Raw genomic sequence first — 19,535 nt, forward strand, 5'->3', positions numbered from 1 at the left:
CCCTTTCTATTTACAGCGCTCGCTTACGGATTGAAGCGTTTCGCCTCGTCGCGCCAGTAGTGCTGCTGCTTCCAGCCAAGCAGCCGCTTGAGCTTCTCGTTGCTCAGCAGTGTCTCGAACTCGCCGAGCGGCTTCTTGACCGGCACGCCCGGATAGTAGCGATCCAGCAGGGTTTGGGTCGGCAAGTCGGACGACACGTCGTCCGCCGCGACGTTCATGACCTGGAAGCCGAGCCCGTCCGTTTCGATGGCCAGCCTGCACGCGTTGGCGAGATCTCGCCCGTCGATATAGCTCCACGCAATGCGCTTGCGCAGCGCCGGGTCCTTCAGCCACGTGGAGAACTTCGCATAGTCCTCGGGGTCGAGCACGTTGCCAATGCGAAAGCAGTAAATGTCCGACCCGGTGCGCGCCTGGAATGCCTTCGCGGTCACTTCGTTGACCACTTTCGAGGTCGCGTAGCTGTCCATCGGATCCACCGGATAGTCCTCGTCGAGCGGAAAGTACGCGGGATCGCGATGGCGGTGGGCGAACACCACGCCGTATGTCGTCTCGCTCGAAGCCACGATCACCTTGCGGACCCCTAGCTTCGCAGCGGCATCCAGGATGTTGTAGGTCCCCATCACATTGATGCGGTAGACCTCGTTATCGGTCGTCAACATGATGCGGGGGATCGCCGCAAAGTGAACGATCGCGTCGATCGGCTGCGGCTCCAGGTCGTCGGCGAATTCCACCGGCGCCGTGGTCGACGCGATCGCATTGAACACCTGGCCCGCGTCCGTAATGTCCGTGATCAGCGTGCGCGCGGTGCGCTTTGGCATGGGCACGCGGTCCAGATTCAACACTTCGTAGCCGTGCGCCACCAGGTTCTCGACCACCCATTTTCCGGCAAGGCCGCTGCCGCCGGTCACTATGACTCGCTTTGCCATCTGTCTCTCTCCAGTTCGTCTCTCGATGCCAGCCCCTGCGAATCGGCACGTTACCGCAAACATTGCCCGGCTGTAACGATCGCCCCTGCCTTTCCAGCCGGGTGGAATGTCCTCGCGCTGCGCAGTCAATTTGCGCGGTCCACGCCTGACGAACCCTCCAAAAAATGATCGATTCAATCAAATCCAGGGTTTTCCCTCGGTTGAAACGATCGATTCAGTCAAATAAGATGACTCAACCGATCAGTTCAGGGTTGCTAAATCGCTGAAGCCCACCCTGCTTTGATCGAATCAATCAAATAACCCACCCAGCCGGAGACAAAAAACGATGAGAAGGACCACCGCCATGCTTGGCTTGCTGGGCGCCGCGATCGGCGCACATGCGCAAAGCAGCGTCACCCTCTACGGTTTGATCGACACGTCGCTCGTGTACACGAACAACCAGAAGGGGTCGGCGAACTACCAGATGTCGAGCGGTGTCTTGTCAGGCAGCCGCTGGGGCCTCAAGGGCTCCGAGGATCTGGGTGGCGGGTACGCGGCCATCTTCCAGCTCGAAAACGGCTTCAGCAGCACCACGGGCACGCTGGGCCAGAACGGCCGCATGTTCGGCCGCGCAGCCTGGGTGGGCGCATCCACGCCGGTCGGCAGCGTCACGCTCGGCCGCCAGAACGAGCCTTCCGCCGATCTTGTCGGCCCGCTCGTCGTCGCGAACCAGTGGGCGGGCGGCATTGGCGCGCATCCGGGCGACACCGACAACCTGTACGTGAATTCGCGCGTGAGCAACAGCATCAAGTTCCTGAGCCAGAGCTATCACGGCTTGCGCGGCGGCGCGCTGTTCAGCTTCGGCGGCACACCGGGCGCCTTCAACAACAACCGCATCTGGAGCCTCGTGGCGGGCTACACGCAGGGGCCGCTCGCGCTGGCCGCGTCGTACATCAACACCTCGCGCCCCAACACGGCGCTGTGGGACGGCACGGCCGGCGCCGCACCGATTTCGCCGAACAATTCGCCGATCTTCTCGGGCTACACGTCGGCACGCACGCAACAAGTCGCGTCCGTGGCGGGCAATTACGCGTTCGGCAACGCGAAGGTCGGTCTCGCGTACTCGAACTCGCGTTTCGAGGATCTCGGCTCGGGCGCGGCGGCGGCGCCGATTGCGGCCTACCATGGGGCAACGGCGGTGTTCGACAATGCCGAAGTGAGCTTCAGCTATCAGTTCACGCCTGCGCTCTTGATGGGCGTAGCGTACGAATATACGAACAGCCACGGCGCCGGCGACGCGCACTACAACCAGGCCAATATCGGCGGCGACTATCTGCTTTCCAAGCGTACCGATATTTACCTGACCGCTGCGTACCAGCGCGCAAGCGGCACCGACTCGACAGGCAAGGCCGCCGTGGCCGCGCTCTGGCCGATCACGGCTTCGAGCAACTCGCATCAGATCGTCGCGGCACTGGGGCTGCGGCACCGGTTCTAACAGGCAAACGAGCCAGCAAACAATGGCGGCGCGCCCCATCGCGCCACGATGGCTGGAGGGCAGCGAGGCGTTGCTCTCCGGCGAAGTGGAGAACGAACATGGCAGTGAATTTCCGGGGCATCATCCCCGCCCTCATCACCCCGATGACCGCCGACGAGGAAGTCGACGAAGCGGGCCTGCGCACGCTCGTCGAGCGCCTGATCGGCGCGGGCGTGCACGCGCTGTTCGTGCTCGGCACCAATGGCGAATTCATCGCGCTTTCCGAAGCGGAAAAGCTGCGCATCGCGCGCATCGCCGTGGAACAGGCGCGCTCGCGCGTGCCCGTGATCGCGGGCACCGGCGCCTACGCCACGCGCGACGTGATCGAACTGAACAGCAAGATGCAGGACACGGGCGTGGACGCCGTCTCCGTCATCACGCCGTACTTCAACGGTGCTTCGCAGCCCGAACTGTTCACGCACTACGAGCGCATCGCGCGCGCCACCCCGCTGCCGGTGATGCTCTATACGATTCCGGCCAAGGCGGGCGTGACGCTCACCATCGACACCGTGCGCCGTCTGGCCGAAATTCCGAACATTCGCGGCATCAAGGACAGCGGTGGCGACTTCGACCGCCTGCTGCAGCTCATCAACCTGCGCCGCGACGATTTCGCCGTATTTACAGGCACCGATTCGATGATTCTCTGGTCGCTGATCGCGGGCGGCGATGGCGCCGTTGCCGCCACGACGAATGCAGTGCCGAGCGTCGTGATGTCGATCTGGAATCACTTCCAGGCGGGTGACATCGAAGCGGCCCGCCGCGCCCAGGAATCGCTGCGCGCGCTGCGCGACGCCTTTGCGCTCGGCACGATGCCGGTCGTGCTCAAGACCGCCGCCGCCATGCTCGGCATGCCTGCCGGCCCGGCGCGCTCGCCTGCGCAGCCGCTCGACGCCGCCACGCGCGAGCGCCTCGCGAAGGCACTCGAAATCTACCCGCGCGTTGCCTGACGTCACGCCCGCCACCGAACGAACGCCCATTAGCGCCCAGTAGCAAGACCGAAATCGAGACTCACGATATGAACCCCGTTTACCACTTCCAGACCGTCAAGCACGTCGTGCACGGCGCCAACAGCCTCGAACAGTTGCCCGAAAAGCTCGCGCTGCTCGACCGCCCGGTTCGCCGCATTGCGTTCATCACGCAACCGGTGATGGAGGAGAACGGCGTTGCAGCGCGCGTCGTGGCGGCGCTCGAAGCAAAGGACATCGAAGTATTGATCGTGCGCGACGTGCAGCCCGAGCCGACCATCGAGAACGTGGAGACGGTGTTTCGCGGTCAGATCGAGCCGTTCGCGCCCGACGCGGTGCTCTCGGTTGGCGGCGGTAGCGTGCTCGACGCCGCGAAGCTCTTCGCCGTGCGCCTCACCAACGCGCAGCCGCTGCGCGAATGGCTCGGCATCGATCTGATCAAGACGCCGGGCGTGCCGCTCATTCTCGTGCCGACCACGGCCGGCACCGGCTCCGAGGTCACGCCCAACGCCATCGTCACGTTGCCCGACGAGGAACTGAAAGTGGGCATTGTGAGCCGCCATCTGCTGCCGCAACTCGTGATACTCGACGCCACGCTTACGCTCGACCTGCCGAAGCCCATTACGGCCGCCACGGGTATGGACGCGTTCATTCATGCGCTCGAGTCGTATATCTCGACCAAGGCCAACCCCATCAGCGACATGTTCGCGATGGAGTCCATGCGCCTGATTGGCGCGAACCTGCTCGAAGCCTATGAGAACGGCCACTCGCTGAAGGCGCGCGAAGCCATGCTGCTCGGCTCGATGTACGGCGGCCTCGCGCTCACCGCGGCCGGCACGGCCGCCGTGCACGCCCTCGCCTACCCGCTCGGCGGCATGTTCAACATCACGCACGGCGTGGCCAACTCGATGCTGCTGCCGCACGTGATGGCGTTCAATCTCGACGCGATCGTCGGACGCCTCGCCACGGTCGCGCACGCGCTCGGCATCGCGCAGCACGACGACAGCGATCAGGCAGCGGCCGACAAATTCCTCGAGCGCCTGCGCGAATGGACCGCGGCGCTCGCGATTCCGCAGGATCTGCGCCAGTTCGGCGTGTCCGAAACGCATCTCGATGCGCTCGCCGTTGCAGCCGCCAAGGTCAAGCGCCTGCTCGGCAACAACCCGAAGGCGCTTACCCTCGACGACATCAAGGCGATCTACAGCCGTCTGCTGCCATGAACACCGCCACTACCCGCAACGTGCGCCTGCTGATTCTCGGAGACGATCTCTCCGGCACGGCGGACTGCGCCGTGAAGAGCACGCATCGCGGCCTCTCCAGCGTGGTGTGCCTGAACGCTTCAGCGGCGCAGGACCGCACAGCGGGTCCCGACGTGCTCGCGATCGACACCGACACGCGCCGCGCCTCGCCCGCCGCTGCGGCGAGCGCGAATGCGCAGGCATGGCGCACGCACGCTGCCGGCCGGCGACTTTACAAGAAGATCGATTCGACGCTGCGAGGCAACGTCGCCGCCGAAGTGGCCGCGCTCGCGGCGCACGCGGGCATGGCGATCGTCGCGCCCGCGCTGCCGGAAGCGGGCCGCACGACGCAGAACGGCTGCCTTCTCGTGAACGGCACGCCCGTCGAAGCGACGGAAGTCTGGCGCAACGAAAGTCTCGGCGGCACGGGCCATCTGCCTTCGATGCTCGCAGGCGCTGGTCTGCAGGTCGAGCATATCGGCCTGCGAGCCGTGCGCGCAGGCGCGGCGCCGTTGCGCGCGCGCCTCGAAGCCCTGCGCGCCTCGAACTGCCAGGCCGTGGTCTGCGACAGCGAAACGGACGCCGATCTCGCCATGCTTGCCGAAGCCTCCGCCACGCTCGACGGCGTGTTCTGGGTCGGCTCGGCGGGACTCGCGCAAATGCTGATCGCAACGCTCACGAGCGAAAGCGCGCAGCACAGTGCAGCAACGTCCGCGCCTACCGTTGCGCACACAACGATATCGCAACACCCGCGCGGCGTGCTGACCGTGGTGGGCAGCATGTCGAGTGTCTCCCACGAGCAGGTCGCCACGCTGCGCGCCCATGCGGGCGACGCCGTCGACGTATTCGAAGTCGACGTCGTGGCGCTGCTCGACCCGGTGAGCCCCGAGTCGCTCACGCTGGGCACCCGCGTTGCGAACACGCTCATGCGCGGCCGCCACGCGGTGGTGGCCTTGAGCCAGACCGAGCGCGTATTGATTGGCGATGGCGAACTGCTCGCCCGTCAGCTCGCGGAAAGCCTCGCCCCCGCCGCCGCGCACGCAGCCGCACTGATCGCCACCGGCGGCGAAACGGCGCGCGCGCTGCTCGCGGCCATGGGCGTGGCCACGCTGCGTGTGATCGAAGAAGTCGAAAACGGCGTGCCGCTCATGGCCGCCACCCAGGCGTCGCGCGTGTTGCCCGTCGTCACCAAGGCGGGCGGCTTCGGGCGTCCCGACACCCTTTATCGTGCATGGCAGCGGCTCGCCGCCATGACGCAAGCGCACGCGAAGGCGCCGCGCCAATCCAGCAAAGAGGAAGCCATGAACTATCGTCCCGTAATCGGCATCACGATGGGCGATGCCGCCGGCGTGGGCCCGGAAATCATCATGAAGAGCCTCGCGCACCAGTCGGTGTACGACGGCTGCCGCCCGCTCGTGATCGGCGACGCCAAACGGCTCGTCGATGCCGGACGGCGCGCGGGCGTCACGCTCGAAGTGCGCTCGATCAAGGCCCCCGCCGAAGCCCGCTTCCAGCTCGGCGTGGTCGACTGCATCGACCTCGGTCTGATTCCCGAATCGATGCCCTACGGCCAGCTTTCTTCCGTCGCCGGCGACGCCGCGTACCAGTACATCGCGCACACGGTCGAACTGACTTCGGCGGGCGAACTCGACGCGATCTGCACCGCGCCGCTGAACAAGGAAGCGCTGCACGCGGGTGGCCACATTTTCCCCGGCCACACGGAAATGCTCGCGCACCTCACGGGCATTCCCGAAGTCTCGATGATGCTCGTGGCGCCGAAGTTGCGCGTGATTCACGTGACGACGCATATCGGCCTGCTCGATGCGATTCGCAAGATCGAGCCGGGCCTCGTGCAGCGCACGATCGAACGCGCACACGAAACGCTCATGCGCGCGGGCATCGAGCAACCGCGTATCGGCGTGTGCGGCATCAATCCGCATGCGGGCGAAAACGGCCTGTTCGGCTATGGCGAGGAAGAGGAAAAGATCATGCCCGCCGTGGCCGTGCTGCGCGAGCGCGGCTGGGACGTGGAGGGCCCGCTCCCCGCCGACACCTTGTTCTTCCGTGCGGGCCGCGGCGACTTCGACGTGGTCGTGGCGATGTATCACGACCAGGGCCACGGCCCCGTAAAGGTGATGGGCCTCGAAGCGGGCGTGAACGTGACGGTGGGGCTGCCGGTGATCCGCACCTCGGTCGATCACGGCACGGCATTCGATATCGCAGGCAAGGGCATTGCGGACGAACGCAGCATGCTCGAAGCGCTGAAGCAGGCACAAGACCTCGCCACGCGCCGCGCCGTTCAAACGGCCTAGCGTTGCAACGCGCGCGCCCGCGCATGCGGGCGCATGCCGTTGAGCACACAACAATCGGAGACATCACCTATGAATCGCCTCACCGTGTGGGACACCTCCATCATCATTGCGATGGTGGTCGTGTACATCGTCGTCACGGCCTGGATCAGCATCCGGCTGCGTAGCAAGACCACCGAGCAGTTCATGGTCGCGGGCCGCTCCACGCCCGCCATCGTGATCGCCATCCTGCTGATGTCGGAGTACATCGGCGCGAAGTCGACTATCGGAACCTCGCAGGAAGCCTTCAACGTGGGCCTCGCGGCCTCGTGGTCGGTGATCTCCGCTTCCATCGGCTTCGTGTTCTTCGGCCTGTTCATGGCCAAGCGTCTGTACCGCTCCGGCGAGTTCACGATCTCGGGCTTCATTGCGCAGAAGTACGGCAAGACGGCGCGGCTCGTCGTCTCGGCGGTCATGATCTACGCGCTCTTCATTGTGAATGTGGGCAACTACGTGAGCGGCGCCGCCGCCATTTCGACCGTGATGCGCGTGAACCTGCCCACCGCCGCGTTCATCACCGCTGTCGTGAGCACGATCTACTTTGCCTGGGGTGGCCTGAAAAGCGTGGCCTATGTGACGATCCTGCATAGCGCGGTGAAACTCATCGGCATCGGCATTCTCGTGTGGGTCGCGCTCTCCATGACGGGCGGCGTCGCGCCGATGGTGCACGCCATGCCGGCCCAGTATTTCACCTGGAACGGCATGCTGAGCGGCGGCACGATCGGTGCATGGATCATCGGCACGGCCGGCGCGATCTTCTCCACGCAGTTCATCATTCAGGCGATCTCGGGCGCGAAGTCCGCGAACGAGGCGCGCAACGCCACGCTGATCGCAGGCGCGCTGTGCATTCCCATCGCGCTTGCACTCGGCTTTCTCGGCGTCGCGGCGAAGTTCCTGTTCCCCAACATCAAGAGCCTCTACGCACTGCCGATCTTTCTCCAGCACATGCACCCGCTGCTCTCCGGCGTGGTCACGGTCTCGCTCGTCGCCTCGATTTTCGTGAGCGTGAGCACGGTGGCGCTCGCCATCGCCTCGCTGATCGTCAAGGACTTCTACGTACCGCGCTATCGCCCGACGCCTGAGAAAGAACTGCGCGCCACGCGCACGATCTCCTTCGTGGTGGGCTTCCTGCCGCTCATTTTCGTGCTGTTCGTGCCGCAAATTCTCGCGCTCTCGTTCTTCACCCGCGCGCTGCGCCTCTCGGTCACCGTGGTCGCGCTGATGGGCATTTACCTGCCCTTCTTCAACAGCAACCGCGGCGCGATCAGTGCGCTCGTGGTCGCCACGATCGCCACGACGATCTGGTATCTGCTCGGCAATCCGCTTGGCATCGACAACATGTACGTCGCGCTCGTTTCGCCTGCGATCGTGATGGTCGTCGAAAAGCTGCTCACGCCCACGGCGAGCGGCAACGGCCCGCGCGTCGCGCACACCGACTCGTGAAGCGCGACTCGCAAAGCGCGACCTGCGAACCCCTTGCCACACCGCAACAGGAATACATCATGACGACTCCCTCCACGCTGCCCGACGCCGCGTTCACCCTACCCGGCCGCCTGCATGCCGCCGCCGGCGACGCCGCGCGCACGGACGCCTACCTCCCCGCCGCCACGGTGCAGTGCCACGCGGCGAACCTGCTCGCGCTCGCCAACGGCGACGTGCTGTGCGCGTGGTTCGGCGGCACGCAGGAAGGCGTGCCCGACATTTCGGTCTACCTCTCGCGCCTGAACAAGGGCAGCGACCAATGGAGCGAGCCGGTGCGCCTCTCCGACGACCCCACACGCTCCGAGCAGAACCCGGTGCTCTTTGCCGCGCCCAACGGCGACATCTGGCTGATCTACACGGCGCAGCTCTCGGGTCACCAGAACACCTCGATCGTGCGCCGGCGCGTTTCCGCCGATCAAGGCCGCACCTGGGGCCCCATCGAAACGCTGTTCGAACGCCCCGGCACCTTCGTGCGCCAGCCTATCGTGGTGGCGCGCGACGGCGCGTGGCTGTGCCCGGTGTTCCTGTGCCGCGTGCAACCCGGCGAGCGCTGGTCGGGCAACGACGACGTGAGCGTGGTGATGCGCTCGACCGACAACGGTGCGAGCTGGACCGAGCACGCGGTGCCCGCGAGCGTGGGCTGCGTGCACATGAACATCCAGCCGCTCGCTGACGGCTCGCTCCTCGCGCTCTACCGCAGCCGCTGGGCCGACCATATCTACGCAAGCCGCTCCGCCGACGGCATGACGTGGAGCGCGCCCGAGCCGCTCGCCCTGCCGAACAACAACTCGTCGATCCAGTTCGTCGCGCTCGCCAACGGCCACCTGGGCCTCGTATTCAACGCGAGCAGCGCGGCGCAGAGCACCGGGCGGCGCGCCTCGCTCTACGACGACATCGAAGACTCGGAAGACAGCGGCGAACTCGTGACGCAAGCCGCCTCGACGCACGGCACCGCATTCTGGGGCGCGCCGCGCGCGCCGATGACGCTCGCCATCTCCATGGATGGCGGCCGCACCTGGCCCATCACGCGCAACCTGGAAACGGGCGACGGCTACTGCATGACGAACAACTCGACGGACAAGCTCAACCGCGAGTTCTCGTACCCGTCGATCGCGCAGTCGCCCGATGGCCGCCTGCATATCGCTTACACGTACTTCCGCCAGCGCATCAAGTACGTGAGCGTGGCCGAGGAATGGGCCAGCACGGCCCCCGCGGCCACGCAGCCCGCGCCCGCCGCCGCCTGACGGGTCACGGTCACACCGGGAACCGGGACCTGCGCGATGAACGCGAGGCGTCGGAAAGTGGATACAGTACGGGGTGAAGTACGCGGTAAACTGCGTGCGCGCCGTATTGTCCAAGCCGTCTGCCCCGCCGCGAAGCGGCGTCCCGAACCCAACGCCGAACACTCCATGAAAGTAGCCCGCCGCCGCGAAGCCATGCTCCAGGCCGTCCTCTCCGGCATGACCGAGGTGTCCGAGTTGTGCGAACACTTCGGCATGTCGGAGGCCACCGTGCGCCGCGATCTGCGCGCGCTCGCCGACGAGCGGCTGATCCTGCGCACCTATGGCGGCGCGGCCTCGGTCGGCACGCACGCGCCCGAGGAATCGCTCGAGCAGCGCCGCCAGAGCTTCCAGGCGGAGAAAGACGCCATCGGCCACGCGGCGGCCGCTCACGTGCGCGCCGGCGACACGATCTTCCTCGACAGCGGCACGACCACCGCCGCGCTCGCTCGCGCGCTCGCGCAGGCCGGCCGCCACGACATACGCGTGGTGACCAACAACCTGCTCGTCGTGCAGGCGCTCGCGGGCAGCAGTGTGCCGCTCACGCTGATTGGCGGCGAAGTGCGCGAGTCGAGCATGAGCACGCTCGGGCCGATCGCGCAGCTCGCGCTCACGCGGGTGACGGTCGACAAGGCCTTCCTCGGCGCCGATGGCGTGGTGCCCGGCCGCGGCCTGTGCGAAGCGACCGCCGACCAGGCCTACCTCAAGGAATGCCTGATGCGGCAGGCCGCGAGCCTCTTCGTGCTCGTGACCGCCGACAAGCTCAACCGCGACAGCCAGCAGCACTGGGCGCCCATTGAAAAGCCTTGGACGCTCATCACGGACGCGAGCGCTACGCATGTCGAGTTGCAGGCGTTCCGCAATCTCGCGGGGCTCACGATCGAGCCGATTGAAGTGCCCGCGGGAGCCGCGCATTGAAAGACGACAATGGACAACGCAACGAACCCAACGATTGACACGCTGGCTGGCGCCACGAACAAACGCATGGTCGTGACGGGCGCAAGCTCCGGCATCGGCTACGCCATTGCGAAGCAACTGCTCGCCGAAGGCCATGACGTGATTGGCCTGAGCCGCAGCGCGCCGGACCTCGATCATCCTCGCTTCACGTGGTGCACCGCTGACCTCGACGATACCGCCGCGATTGCCGGACTCGCACAACAGCTGGGCGCGGTTGACGGCCTCGTGCACGCAGCGGGCTTCATGAAAACGGCGCGCCTTGGCGAACTCGACGAAGCCGGTGGCGAAGCGATGTGGCGCTTGCACGTGGCCGCCGCCTCGGCGCTTGCCAACGCGCTCGTGCCCGCCATGCGCGAAGGCGCGCGCATCGTGCTGATCGGCAGCCGCGTGTCGGCGGGCGCCGCCGGGCGCAGCCAGTACGCGGCCGTCAAGGCCGCCATGGTCGGCATGGCGCGTTCGTGGGCCATCGAGCTTGCGCCGCGCGGCATCACCGTCAACGTGGTGTCGCCCGCCGCGACCGCCACGCCCATGCTGAGCGACCCGCAGCGCACGTCCAGCGCGCCGGTCATGCCGCCTATCGGGCGCTACGTGAGCGTGGAGGAAGTGGCCTCGATGGTCGCGTATCTGCTCGGCCCGCAGGCCGGTGCGATCACGGGGCAGCAGATCATGATCTGCGGGGGCAGTTCGCTGTAACGTGCGAGGCGCACGATGCACCCTTAGCGGGATTCACTCGCCGCCGGGCTCAGCCACCGCATCGTGCCGATTGAAGCGCTCCGCCAGAAAATCGATGAACGCACGCGCACGCGCCGATTGGTTCCGCTTGTTAGGGTAATAGACGAACAAATCGGCGAGCGGCTGCACGAACTCAGGCAGGACGACACGCAAGCGTCCGCTCTCCAGATACTTCGCCAGGTCCCATTCCGAGCGCAGCAGAATGCCGTGACCGTCGAGCGCCCAGCCGAGCACGATGTCGCCGTCGTTGCTCGACAGCATGCCGTGCACCTTCACGGAATGCGCCTCGCCGCCACGCTCCAGACGCCATATGCCATAAGCGCTGTCGTTCTGGCGGTGCACGATGCACTGATGACTGGCGAGATCCGCAAGCGTGGCAGGCGTGCCCTGCCGCTCCAGATAGCGCGGCGAGGCGCACAGCAGGCGGCGGTTCGTCATGATGCGCCGCGCAATCAGCCGCTTGTCGGGCAGCTCGCCAAAACGGATCGCCAGATCTACGCCGCTTTCGACGAGATCGATCGGCCGGTCGGTCACGTCGAGCTGCACCTCGACATGCGGATGGCGCCGCGCGAACTCCGAAACGAGCGGCGCGATCGTCGTGCGCCCGAAGCCGAGTGTCGCGTTCACGCGCAGCAAGCCGCGCGTCACGGAACGGCTCGACGACACCACGTCTTCCATTTCCTTCACTTCGGCAAGAATGCGCGTCGCGTAGTGCAGAAAGGTTTCGCCTTCGGCGGTCAGGCTCACGCTGCGCGTCGTCCGGTTGACGAGCCGCACGCCGAGGCGCGCCTCGAGCTGCGCGAGCCGTTTGGTTGCCGCCGGCGGCGTAATGTCCATGTCCCGCGCCACGCTCGAAAGGCTTCCGTAACGCCCGAGCAGGACGAAAAACTCCAGATACGAGGTCAGGTCATTCTTCACCGCAGGTTAATAAAGATGTGAAAACAAGTGAATCATAGTACCGATCCGGGCGCATAACCTAGCGTCTCCAACAGCCAGCCAACCACGCACGCTGGCCGTACCACCAGGAGACACCCGTGAGAATCGTTGAAATCCGCGAAAAAACCGTTCCGATCAGTTCCTCGATCCGCAACGCCTATATCGACTTCAGCAAGATGACGCTGAGCCTCGTCGCCGTGGTCACCGACGTGATCCGCGACGGCAAGCCCGTCGTCGGCTATGGCTTCAACTCGAATGGCCGCTACGGCCAGGGCACGCTGATGCGCGAGCGCTTCATCCCGCGCCTGCTCGAAGCCGATCCCGCCTCGCTCGTGAACGACGCGGGCGACAACCTCGACCCGCACAAGATCTGGGCCACGATGTTCACCAACGAAAAGCCGGGCGGCCACGGCGAGCGGTCGGTGGCGATCGGCACGATCGACATGGCGGTGTGGGACGCCGTGGCGAAGATCGAAGGCAAGCCGCTCTTCCAGCTGCTCGCCGACCGTTACGGCAACGGGCGGCCGAACCGCAAGATCTTCGTGTACGCGGCGGGCGGCTACTACTACCCGGGCCAGGACCACAACAAGCTCAAAGACGAAATGCGCAGCTATATCGACCGCGGCTACACGGTCGTGAAGAAGAAGATTGGCGGCGCATCGCTCGACGAGGACCTGCGCCGCATCGACTCGATCCTGAGCGTGCTCGGTGACGGCCAGAAGCTTGCCGTCGACGCCAATGGCCGCTTCGATCTGGACACCGCGATCCAGTACGCCAAAGCGCTCTCGCAATATGACCTGTTCTGGTACGAAGAACCGGGCGACCCGCTCGATTTCGAATTGCAGGCCACGCTGCGCAACTACTACGACAAGCCGATGGCGACCGGCGAGGATCTGTTCTCGATGCAGGACGCGCGCAACCTGATTCGCTACGGCGGCATGCGCCCTGACCGCGACTGGCTGCAGTTCGACTGCGCGCTCAGCTATGGGCTCGTCGAATATCTGCGCACGCTGGAGATGCTGCATCAACACGGCTGGTCCGCGAGCCGCTGCATTCCGCACGGCGGCCATCAGATGTCGCTCAACATCGCGGCGGGTCTCGGGCTTGGCGGCAACGAGTCGTACCCCGACCTGTTCCAGCCGTATGGCGGCTTCCCCGATGGCGTGAAGGTCGACAACGGCTATATCACGATGCCCGACCTGCCCGGCATCGGCTTCGAGGGCAAGGCCGATCTGTTTGAGCAGATGCAAAAGCTCGCACCGTGACGCTCGCGCGAAGCGCAACGAAGTAAAGGGAAAAGCGCGACCGGAAACACAACCGCTGCACGCATGGCGGTTGGCGGTCGCCTGGATTCACCTGGATGGCGCCATGCTCAGGAGACAGACATGCGGCCCTCGACACTCAAAAAGTACCTTTCGAAGCTCTACGTACAGGTTTTGATCGGCATTGTGGCCGGCATTCTCGTCGGCCACTTCTACCCGGATATCGGCGCCGATCTCAAGCCGCTCGGCGATCTCTTCATCAAGCTGATCCGCATGGCGCTCGCGCCGATCATCTTCGCCTCGGTCGTCGTGGGCATTGCCCGTATGAACGACCTGCACGAAGCGGGGCGTGTCGGCGTGAAGGCGCTGCTCTACTTCGAAGTGGCATCGACCATCGCGCTTTTGGTGGGCCTCCTTGTCGTGAACGTGATCAAGCCGGGCAGCGGCATGAACATCGATCCGGCGCACCTGGACAGCTCGGCTATCGCCGGCTACGCACACGCCGCTCACGATCACACGGCGATCGGGTTTCTCATGAGCATCGTGCCGAACAGCATTGTCGGCGCGTTTGCGAATGGCGAAATTCTGCCCATCATCTTTTTCTCCGTGCTGTTCGCCATCGCCCTGGCGAAGCTTGGCCCGCGCACCGCGCCGCTCGTCGATATGCTCGACATGTTTTTGCAGGGCATGTTCGGTGTCGTGCGTATCGTCATGTATGTCGCGCCCGTGGGCGCGTTTGGCGGCATGGCGTTCACCATCGCGAAGTATGGGCTCGGCACGCTGGCGTCATTTGGCGAGTTGATGCTGTGCCTGTATGTGACGTCGATCTTTTTCGTCGTGGTCGTGCTCGGGCTCGTCATGCGCGTTTGCGGCTTTTCGCTGTGGAAGTATCTGCGCTATATCCGCGACGAAATCCTGATCACGTTCGGCACGGCGTCGACCGAGGCCGTGCTGCCGCAAATGCTGGTCAAGATGGAGCACCTGGGCTGCTCGCGGCCGGTTGTCGGCATGGTGCTACCCACCGGTTACACGTTCAACGCGGACGGTACGGCGATCTATCTCACGATGGCGGCGCTCTTTGTCGCGCAGGCTATGAATATTCATCTCACTTTGCTCGATCAGATTGTTGTGCTGAGCGTTTTGCTGCTGACTTCGAAGGGGTCGGCTGGCGTCGCGGGCGCGGGGTTCGTGGCGCTTGCGGCTACGCTCGCGTCGATGCACAAGATTCCGGTTTCGGGGCTCGTGCTATTGCTCGGCGTGGATCGCTTTCTGAATGAAGCCCGTGCGGTGACGAATCTGATCGGCAACGGGGTGGCGACTATTGTGGTTGCACGGTGGGAAGGGGCAATCGATGTTGATCGCGCGCGGGCGGTTTTAAATGGCGCGGTTGACTTCGAGTCTGAGGAGCGTGCTGTCGATCTGGGTTTGCAGGGGCGTGAGACTGTTGCTGGCGCGCGGAGTGGTTAGTTTAAGGTGGCTAGTAGAAGAAAACCTTCTGTGCGTTGAGGGCTTTGGCCTTTTCTTGTATTCGCGTCGGTATGCCAGCGTTGCCCCTGTGCGGGGCGGCACCTACTTTTCTTTGCAGCGGCAAAGAAAAGTAGGCAAAAGAAAGCCGCTCAAACCGCTAATGCCTGCCACAGTTCATCTCGCGCCACGACAGGTGAATGGCTCCGGAGCGTCTGTCACCTCGCACCATTCTCGTTAGTGACAAGGGGCTCGCCCGTTCCCGCTGCTCGCTACGCGCGCAGCGGCCGGGTCTGCAAGGGAAACCAGGGGTACGAGTCAGCTTTGCGGGAACTCACGCGCCCCAATGGTTTTGGGTTATGCCCTTCGGGGCGCGCAGCGCCGCCGGAAGGATGAGCGCCTTGTCACTCAGTTCAGTGGTGCGAGGTGACAGACGCTCCGGAGCCATTAACCTGGGGTGGTGCGATGTGAACTGTGGCAGGCGCTGGCGGTTTGAGCGGCTTTCTTTTGCCTACTTTTCTTTGCCGCTGCAAAGAAAAGTAGGTGCCGCCCCGCACAGGGGCAACGCATGCACACCGACGCGAATACAAGGAAAGGCCAAAGCACCCAGCCCCCCCTCCTCGCCCCCACCTTCGATTAAAGAAACGCCCCCACAGCGCCGTTAAGCATGCCAGCCCGTGCTCGTCCGACCGGCGCCCCAACCGTTGTCAGAGAATCGAAGAAAAAGATGCAAAACAGAATAGTCCGCCTGCTCGCCGGCACTTCCGTCACATCCGCTGCGCTATTGTCCGGTTGCACACAATTCGTACCGGTCAAGGATATGGCCAACGACAAGCCCGGCTATCTCGCGGCGCACTTTGGCGTGGACTCGTTGCCCACGAGCGTTCGCGACAAAATGCCCGCGGCAGGTACGCACACGTTGCCCTTCAAGGTCTTGACGGTGCTTGGCAAGGTATCGGGCCACTTCGGCACAGCGGGAATCGAGCGCGACTTCAAAACCGTGCTGATCAACGCGCAAGATACGGGCATGATCCAGCAGGTGTATGAAAGCTCGGCGAATGGTATTCCCGCAGCCGCAACGTTCAGCCTCTCTTACCTCAACATTTTCAGCCTGAAAGAAGAAACGGCGAACTACGCGCAGACGGCAGCGTTCATTCCTTTCGTCGCGCACGACGCCGACAACGGCGAGTTTGCTTTCAACGCGCCGCAAGAGGATAAAACCTATACCACAACGTTCAAGTACGGCACGACGGTCCAGATCGTCAACTTCCGCGCGCTCACGTGGACCTGTCATTCGAGCCGCTACTATCCGGCTTCGCAGTTCAACACTGCGCTGACCGGCAAAGCGATCGACCTGGACTGCGAACAGACGAAAGATGGCATCGTCCAGAACAAGACACGTCGAACGTATCTGACTGAATACGGCATCGGTCTGACCCGTTCGGTCGCAACAACCGCAGGAAAACTGGACTGGTCGTATAGCGGCTTCGAGAAGGACGGCCAACAGACGGTCATGCCGCACGGTCAGCCGGCCGTCGAAAAGCCGATTTGAAGCACACACCGTGACGGGGAGCGCGTCGGCGCCGCCCCTCTGTCACACAGCACCTTTGCCCGAAACGAGCAAGTCGGCAATCGCACCCGAGAGCGGCAATCCCGGGTGCTTTTCCAGCCAGAAGAACTCGCCGACCGGGTTGACTTCCAGAAAGCAGTGGCGGCCGTCGGGGGTGAGGATGAAATCCGCGGCGCCGTAGTTGAGGCCCAGCGCATGCATCAGTTTCAGCAGCGCATTCTCGACTTCGGGCGGCAAACGGTACGACTCCCACGCTTCAATTAGTCCAATGCCGTCGCGACGCCAGTCGACGCTCGTTTTCTCAGACCGTTGGGAATCGATCGAGGCCGTGAACACCCGGTTTCCCACAATCGTGGCCCTGAGTTCCAGCGCCTTGGGCACTTGCTCCTGAAAGATGGCCGGGCAATAACGAAGATCATCGAGATGCTCGAGGTCTTTGTCATGAATCGTGCTGGTGAAGACTACTTTCTGTTCGCCCTGTTCGTAAATGGCAAACGAAGACAGCGTCTTCATGATCATCCCCTGCTTACATTCGCGTGCGAACCCACGCACGGCTTCTGGCACATTGGTGATCAAGGTGCGCGGAACGGTGAGCCCCACTTCTCTCGCGATCTTGAGCTGAAGCTGCTTGTTTTCCGCGCGGCGCAAACGGTGCACGGGATCGAGATGAAACGCATCGAGACTGGCGATCATGCCGTGCAGCGTGGCGCGCGATTGTTCGATCGCCGCCCGCCTGAGCTGCAAGTCCATCGCTTCAGGGATGCACCGCCCGATAGCGATCCGCCGGTACCACACGGCAGACACCGTATCCAGGTCCAACTCATCGTCCTCACACGCAATTATGTGCCGCTCTTTTTCGCCGCTATATTCGCTGCAATGCCGAATCTCGGTCGGGAAGCGGTCGGTATTGAACCGGTAAGGCACGCCACCCTGTGCCGCAACAGCATTCATGACGAGCGCAATACTCTCATTGTCGTTGCTGTGGGTGACGATCAGTACCACGGGCCGTGGGTGGCGCTCGGACATGATTGCGCTCCTTGACTGAAGGCGTGCGGCGGGATGGCGCCTCGCCGCACGCTCGACTTCGGACCTGGCGTTGCCGCCCGGCAATGAACAGGAATGCTAAATAGGTGCACTTTCGCCGTCCGAGGGATACGCCATCGTCGTCACCGGCGATGACGGCGTGCCGGGCATCGGTCCCATCGGCCCCATAGGCGCCATAGGCCACCCCATGTGCCGCAGCATGCCCAATAGATCGGGCAATTCGCCAACCGGCACGCCTTCCTGATCGGACGGCGCCGCCATCGTCACGACCGCACCGCCGCGTATGGTCTGCATCTCAGCCGATGTGAGATTTCTGGAGAACTGCCCTTCCAGGAAATGCGAGAAAAACGGTACGGGTTCCTGAGTTTCAATTTTGACGTTAGACATGATGCTTACCTCGCTGGAAGTGTGGGCCATTGGGAACCAATATGGCGGCATAGGCCGCCGCCACGTCCTGCAACCACCGTGCCAGCGAAGCCCGTGGCTCGCTGCGGCGCGTAGCGGCCCGAAGTGGCGGAGAATCGGTGGGGACGCAAAACCGGAACCGTTGGCGCGAAGCCAACGTGAGGGAGCGAAAAGATGGCAATGCGCCAACAGCCCGCTAAACTACCGGCGCAGAGGCGATGCAAACGCTGGCGAGGTCACGTCGCAAACAAATTGGCAAACTACTGGAGGAGCAAATAAATGACGCTTTCGAAGAGAGAATTCGGCCGTACCGGCTGGAAGGTGTCCGAAATCGGATTTGGGGCATGGGCAATCGGCGGTTCGTGGGGCAGCGTTGCCGAAGACGACGCGAGGGCCGCGCTGAACGCCGCGCTCGATAGCGGCGTCACGTTCATCGACACCGCCGACGTCTACGGCGACGGCCGCTCGGAGCGCATCATCCGCGACGTGCTGCGCGAGCGCGGCGGCGAGCGTCCCATCGTGGCCACCAAGCTCGGGCGCCGGCTCGATCCGCATGTGACCAGCGGCTATCTGAACAAGCGCGAACTCGAAGGCTTCATCGACCGGAGCCTCTCGAACCTGGGCGTCGACACGCTCGACCTCGTGCAACTGCACTGCCCGCCGACCGAAGTCTATTACCGCCCCGAGGTGTTCGCCGCGATGGACGACTTTGTCGCCGCCGGCAAAATCCGCTTCTACGGCGTTTCGGTCGAAAAGGTGGAAGAAGCGCTGAAGGCGATCGAGTATCCCAACGTGGTTTCGGTGCAGATCATTTACAACATGTTCCGCCAGCGTCCTGCCGACCTGTTTTTCCGGGAAGCGCACAAGAAGAGCGTTGCGGTCATCGCGCGCGTGCCGTTGGCGAGCGGCATGCTCACCGGCAAGCTGTCCGCGGACTCTGTTTTCGCGCCGGACGACCACCGTGCGTTCAATCGTCATGGCGAGGCATTCGATGTGGGCGAAACGTTCTCGGGCGTGCCGTATGACGTCGCCTTGAAAGCGGTCGACGAACTGCGTGGCCTGGTTCCGGTGAACGCCTCCATGGCCCAGCTCGCGCTGCGCTGGATACTCATGGAAGATGCCGTCTCGGTCATCATTCCGGGCAGCAAGAACGCGGCCCAGGCGGCGTCGAATGCCGCGGCGGCGAACCTCGCACCACTGTCCGATGCCGCCATGCAACGCGCGCGGGACGTTTATGAACGCCTTATCGCGCCGCACGTCCACCAGCGCTGGTAAAGACGCTTGCGGTCGATGCCACCGCCGTTTCGGCGCACGCTGACGCCAGTTTGCGCCGCTTTGCCCCGATTGTTCGGCTGATCCCGCCAGTCAATTCGCGCCCGGCCGCTTTATCGCGGCGGCGCGTATCTTTACATT

At 64.1% G+C, this 19,535-nt stretch carries 16 protein-coding genes; 12 read left to right on the top strand and 4 right to left on the bottom strand.

Annotated features, from left to right (window positions below; genetic code table 11):
* Positions 1-23: 23 nt before the first annotated feature.
* A complete protein-coding gene (locus tag U5A58_RS23790; RefSeq protein ID WP_321963278.1) occupies positions 24-926 on the bottom strand; it encodes an NAD(P)-dependent oxidoreductase in 903 nt (300 codons plus the stop codon).
* Positions 927-1,251: 325 nt separating this feature from the next.
* On the opposite strand from U5A58_RS23790, the gene U5A58_RS23795 reads away from it, so the two are divergent.
* The 8 genes from U5A58_RS23795 to U5A58_RS23830 all read left to right on the top strand — a co-directional run bounded on the left by U5A58_RS23795 (position 1,252) and on the right by U5A58_RS23830 (position 11,402).
* On the top strand, positions 1,252-2,400 hold the full coding sequence (locus U5A58_RS23795) for a porin (protein WP_321963279.1): 1,149 nt from the start codon (positions 1,252-1,254) through the stop codon (positions 2,398-2,400).
* A gap of 98 nt (positions 2,401-2,498) precedes the next feature.
* Complete coding sequence (gene dapA / locus U5A58_RS23800; protein WP_321963280.1) at positions 2,499-3,386, top strand: 4-hydroxy-tetrahydrodipicolinate synthase; 888 nt, start codon at positions 2,499-2,501, stop codon at positions 3,384-3,386.
* A 68-nt stretch (positions 3,387-3,454) separates the two neighbouring features.
* The gene (locus tag U5A58_RS23805; RefSeq protein ID WP_321963281.1) at positions 3,455-4,624 is read left to right on the top strand and encodes an iron-containing alcohol dehydrogenase; all 1,170 of its coding nucleotides are present in this window, start codon (positions 3,455-3,457) and stop codon (positions 4,622-4,624) included.
* Complete coding sequence (pdxA, locus tag U5A58_RS23810) at positions 4,621-6,954, top strand: 4-hydroxythreonine-4-phosphate dehydrogenase PdxA (RefSeq protein WP_321963282.1); 2,334 nt, start codon at positions 4,621-4,623, stop codon at positions 6,952-6,954. The genes U5A58_RS23805 and pdxA overlap by 4 nt, the downstream gene beginning before the upstream one ends.
* A gap of 69 nt (positions 6,955-7,023) precedes the next feature.
* On the top strand, positions 7,024-8,433 hold the full coding sequence (locus tag U5A58_RS23815; RefSeq protein ID WP_321963283.1) for a sodium:solute symporter family protein: 1,410 nt from the start codon (positions 7,024-7,026) through the stop codon (positions 8,431-8,433).
* A gap of 59 nt (positions 8,434-8,492) precedes the next feature.
* A complete protein-coding gene (locus U5A58_RS23820) occupies positions 8,493-9,716 on the top strand; it encodes a sialidase family protein (protein ID WP_321963284.1) in 1,224 nt (407 codons plus the stop codon).
* 165 nt (positions 9,717-9,881) lie between these two features.
* Entirely contained in the window at positions 9,882-10,670 is a 789-nt protein-coding gene (locus U5A58_RS23825; protein WP_321939211.1) for a DeoR/GlpR family DNA-binding transcription regulator, read from the top strand.
* A gap of 9 nt (positions 10,671-10,679) precedes the next feature.
* Positions 10,680-11,402 carry an SDR family oxidoreductase gene (locus U5A58_RS23830; RefSeq protein WP_321963285.1) on the top strand — a complete coding sequence of 241 codons (723 nt, stop codon included), beginning with the start codon at positions 10,680-10,682 and terminating at the stop codon, positions 11,400-11,402.
* A gap of 33 nt (positions 11,403-11,435) precedes the next feature.
* On the opposite strand, the gene U5A58_RS23835 is transcribed toward U5A58_RS23830, so the two are convergent.
* Complete coding sequence (locus U5A58_RS23835) at positions 11,436-12,359, bottom strand: LysR substrate-binding domain-containing protein (protein WP_321963286.1); 924 nt, start codon at positions 12,357-12,359, stop codon at positions 11,436-11,438.
* Positions 12,360-12,475: 116 nt separating this feature from the next.
* On the opposite strand from U5A58_RS23835, the gene U5A58_RS23840 reads away from it, so the two are divergent.
* The 3 genes from U5A58_RS23840 to U5A58_RS23850 all read left to right on the top strand — a co-directional run bounded on the left by U5A58_RS23840 (position 12,476) and on the right by U5A58_RS23850 (position 16,655).
* Positions 12,476-13,642 carry a mandelate racemase/muconate lactonizing enzyme family protein gene (locus U5A58_RS23840; protein ID WP_321963287.1) on the top strand — a complete coding sequence of 389 codons (1,167 nt, stop codon included), beginning with the start codon at positions 12,476-12,478 and terminating at the stop codon, positions 13,640-13,642.
* Between the two features lie 120 nt (positions 13,643-13,762).
* Positions 13,763-15,106 (top strand): C4-dicarboxylate transporter DctA, encoded by a 1,344-nt coding sequence (dctA, locus tag U5A58_RS23845; protein ID WP_321963288.1) that lies wholly within the window; start codon positions 13,763-13,765, stop codon positions 15,104-15,106.
* A gap of 724 nt (positions 15,107-15,830) precedes the next feature.
* The gene (locus U5A58_RS23850) at positions 15,831-16,655 is read left to right on the top strand and encodes a hypothetical protein (RefSeq protein ID WP_321963289.1); all 825 of its coding nucleotides are present in this window, start codon (positions 15,831-15,833) and stop codon (positions 16,653-16,655) included.
* A gap of 42 nt (positions 16,656-16,697) precedes the next feature.
* On the opposite strand, the gene U5A58_RS23855 is transcribed toward U5A58_RS23850, so the two are convergent.
* A complete protein-coding gene (locus tag U5A58_RS23855; RefSeq protein WP_321963290.1) occupies positions 16,698-17,699 on the bottom strand; it encodes an MvdC/MvdD family ATP grasp protein in 1,002 nt (333 codons plus the stop codon).
* A gap of 96 nt (positions 17,700-17,795) precedes the next feature.
* On the bottom strand, positions 17,796-18,104 hold the full coding sequence (locus tag U5A58_RS23860; RefSeq protein ID WP_321963291.1) for a microviridin/marinostatin family tricyclic proteinase inhibitor: 309 nt from the start codon (positions 18,102-18,104) through the stop codon (positions 17,796-17,798).
* Positions 18,105-18,401: 297 nt separating this feature from the next.
* Here U5A58_RS23860 and U5A58_RS23865 point away from each other — a divergent pair, with 297 nt between their 5' ends.
* The gene (locus U5A58_RS23865) at positions 18,402-19,397 is read left to right on the top strand and encodes an aldo/keto reductase (RefSeq protein WP_321913346.1); all 996 of its coding nucleotides are present in this window, start codon (positions 18,402-18,404) and stop codon (positions 19,395-19,397) included.
* Positions 19,398-19,535: the final 138 nt, after the last annotated feature.

The organism is Paraburkholderia sp. J7 (genome assembly GCF_905220155.1).
GTDB lineage: Bacteria > Pseudomonadota > Gammaproteobacteria > Burkholderiales > Burkholderiaceae > Paraburkholderia.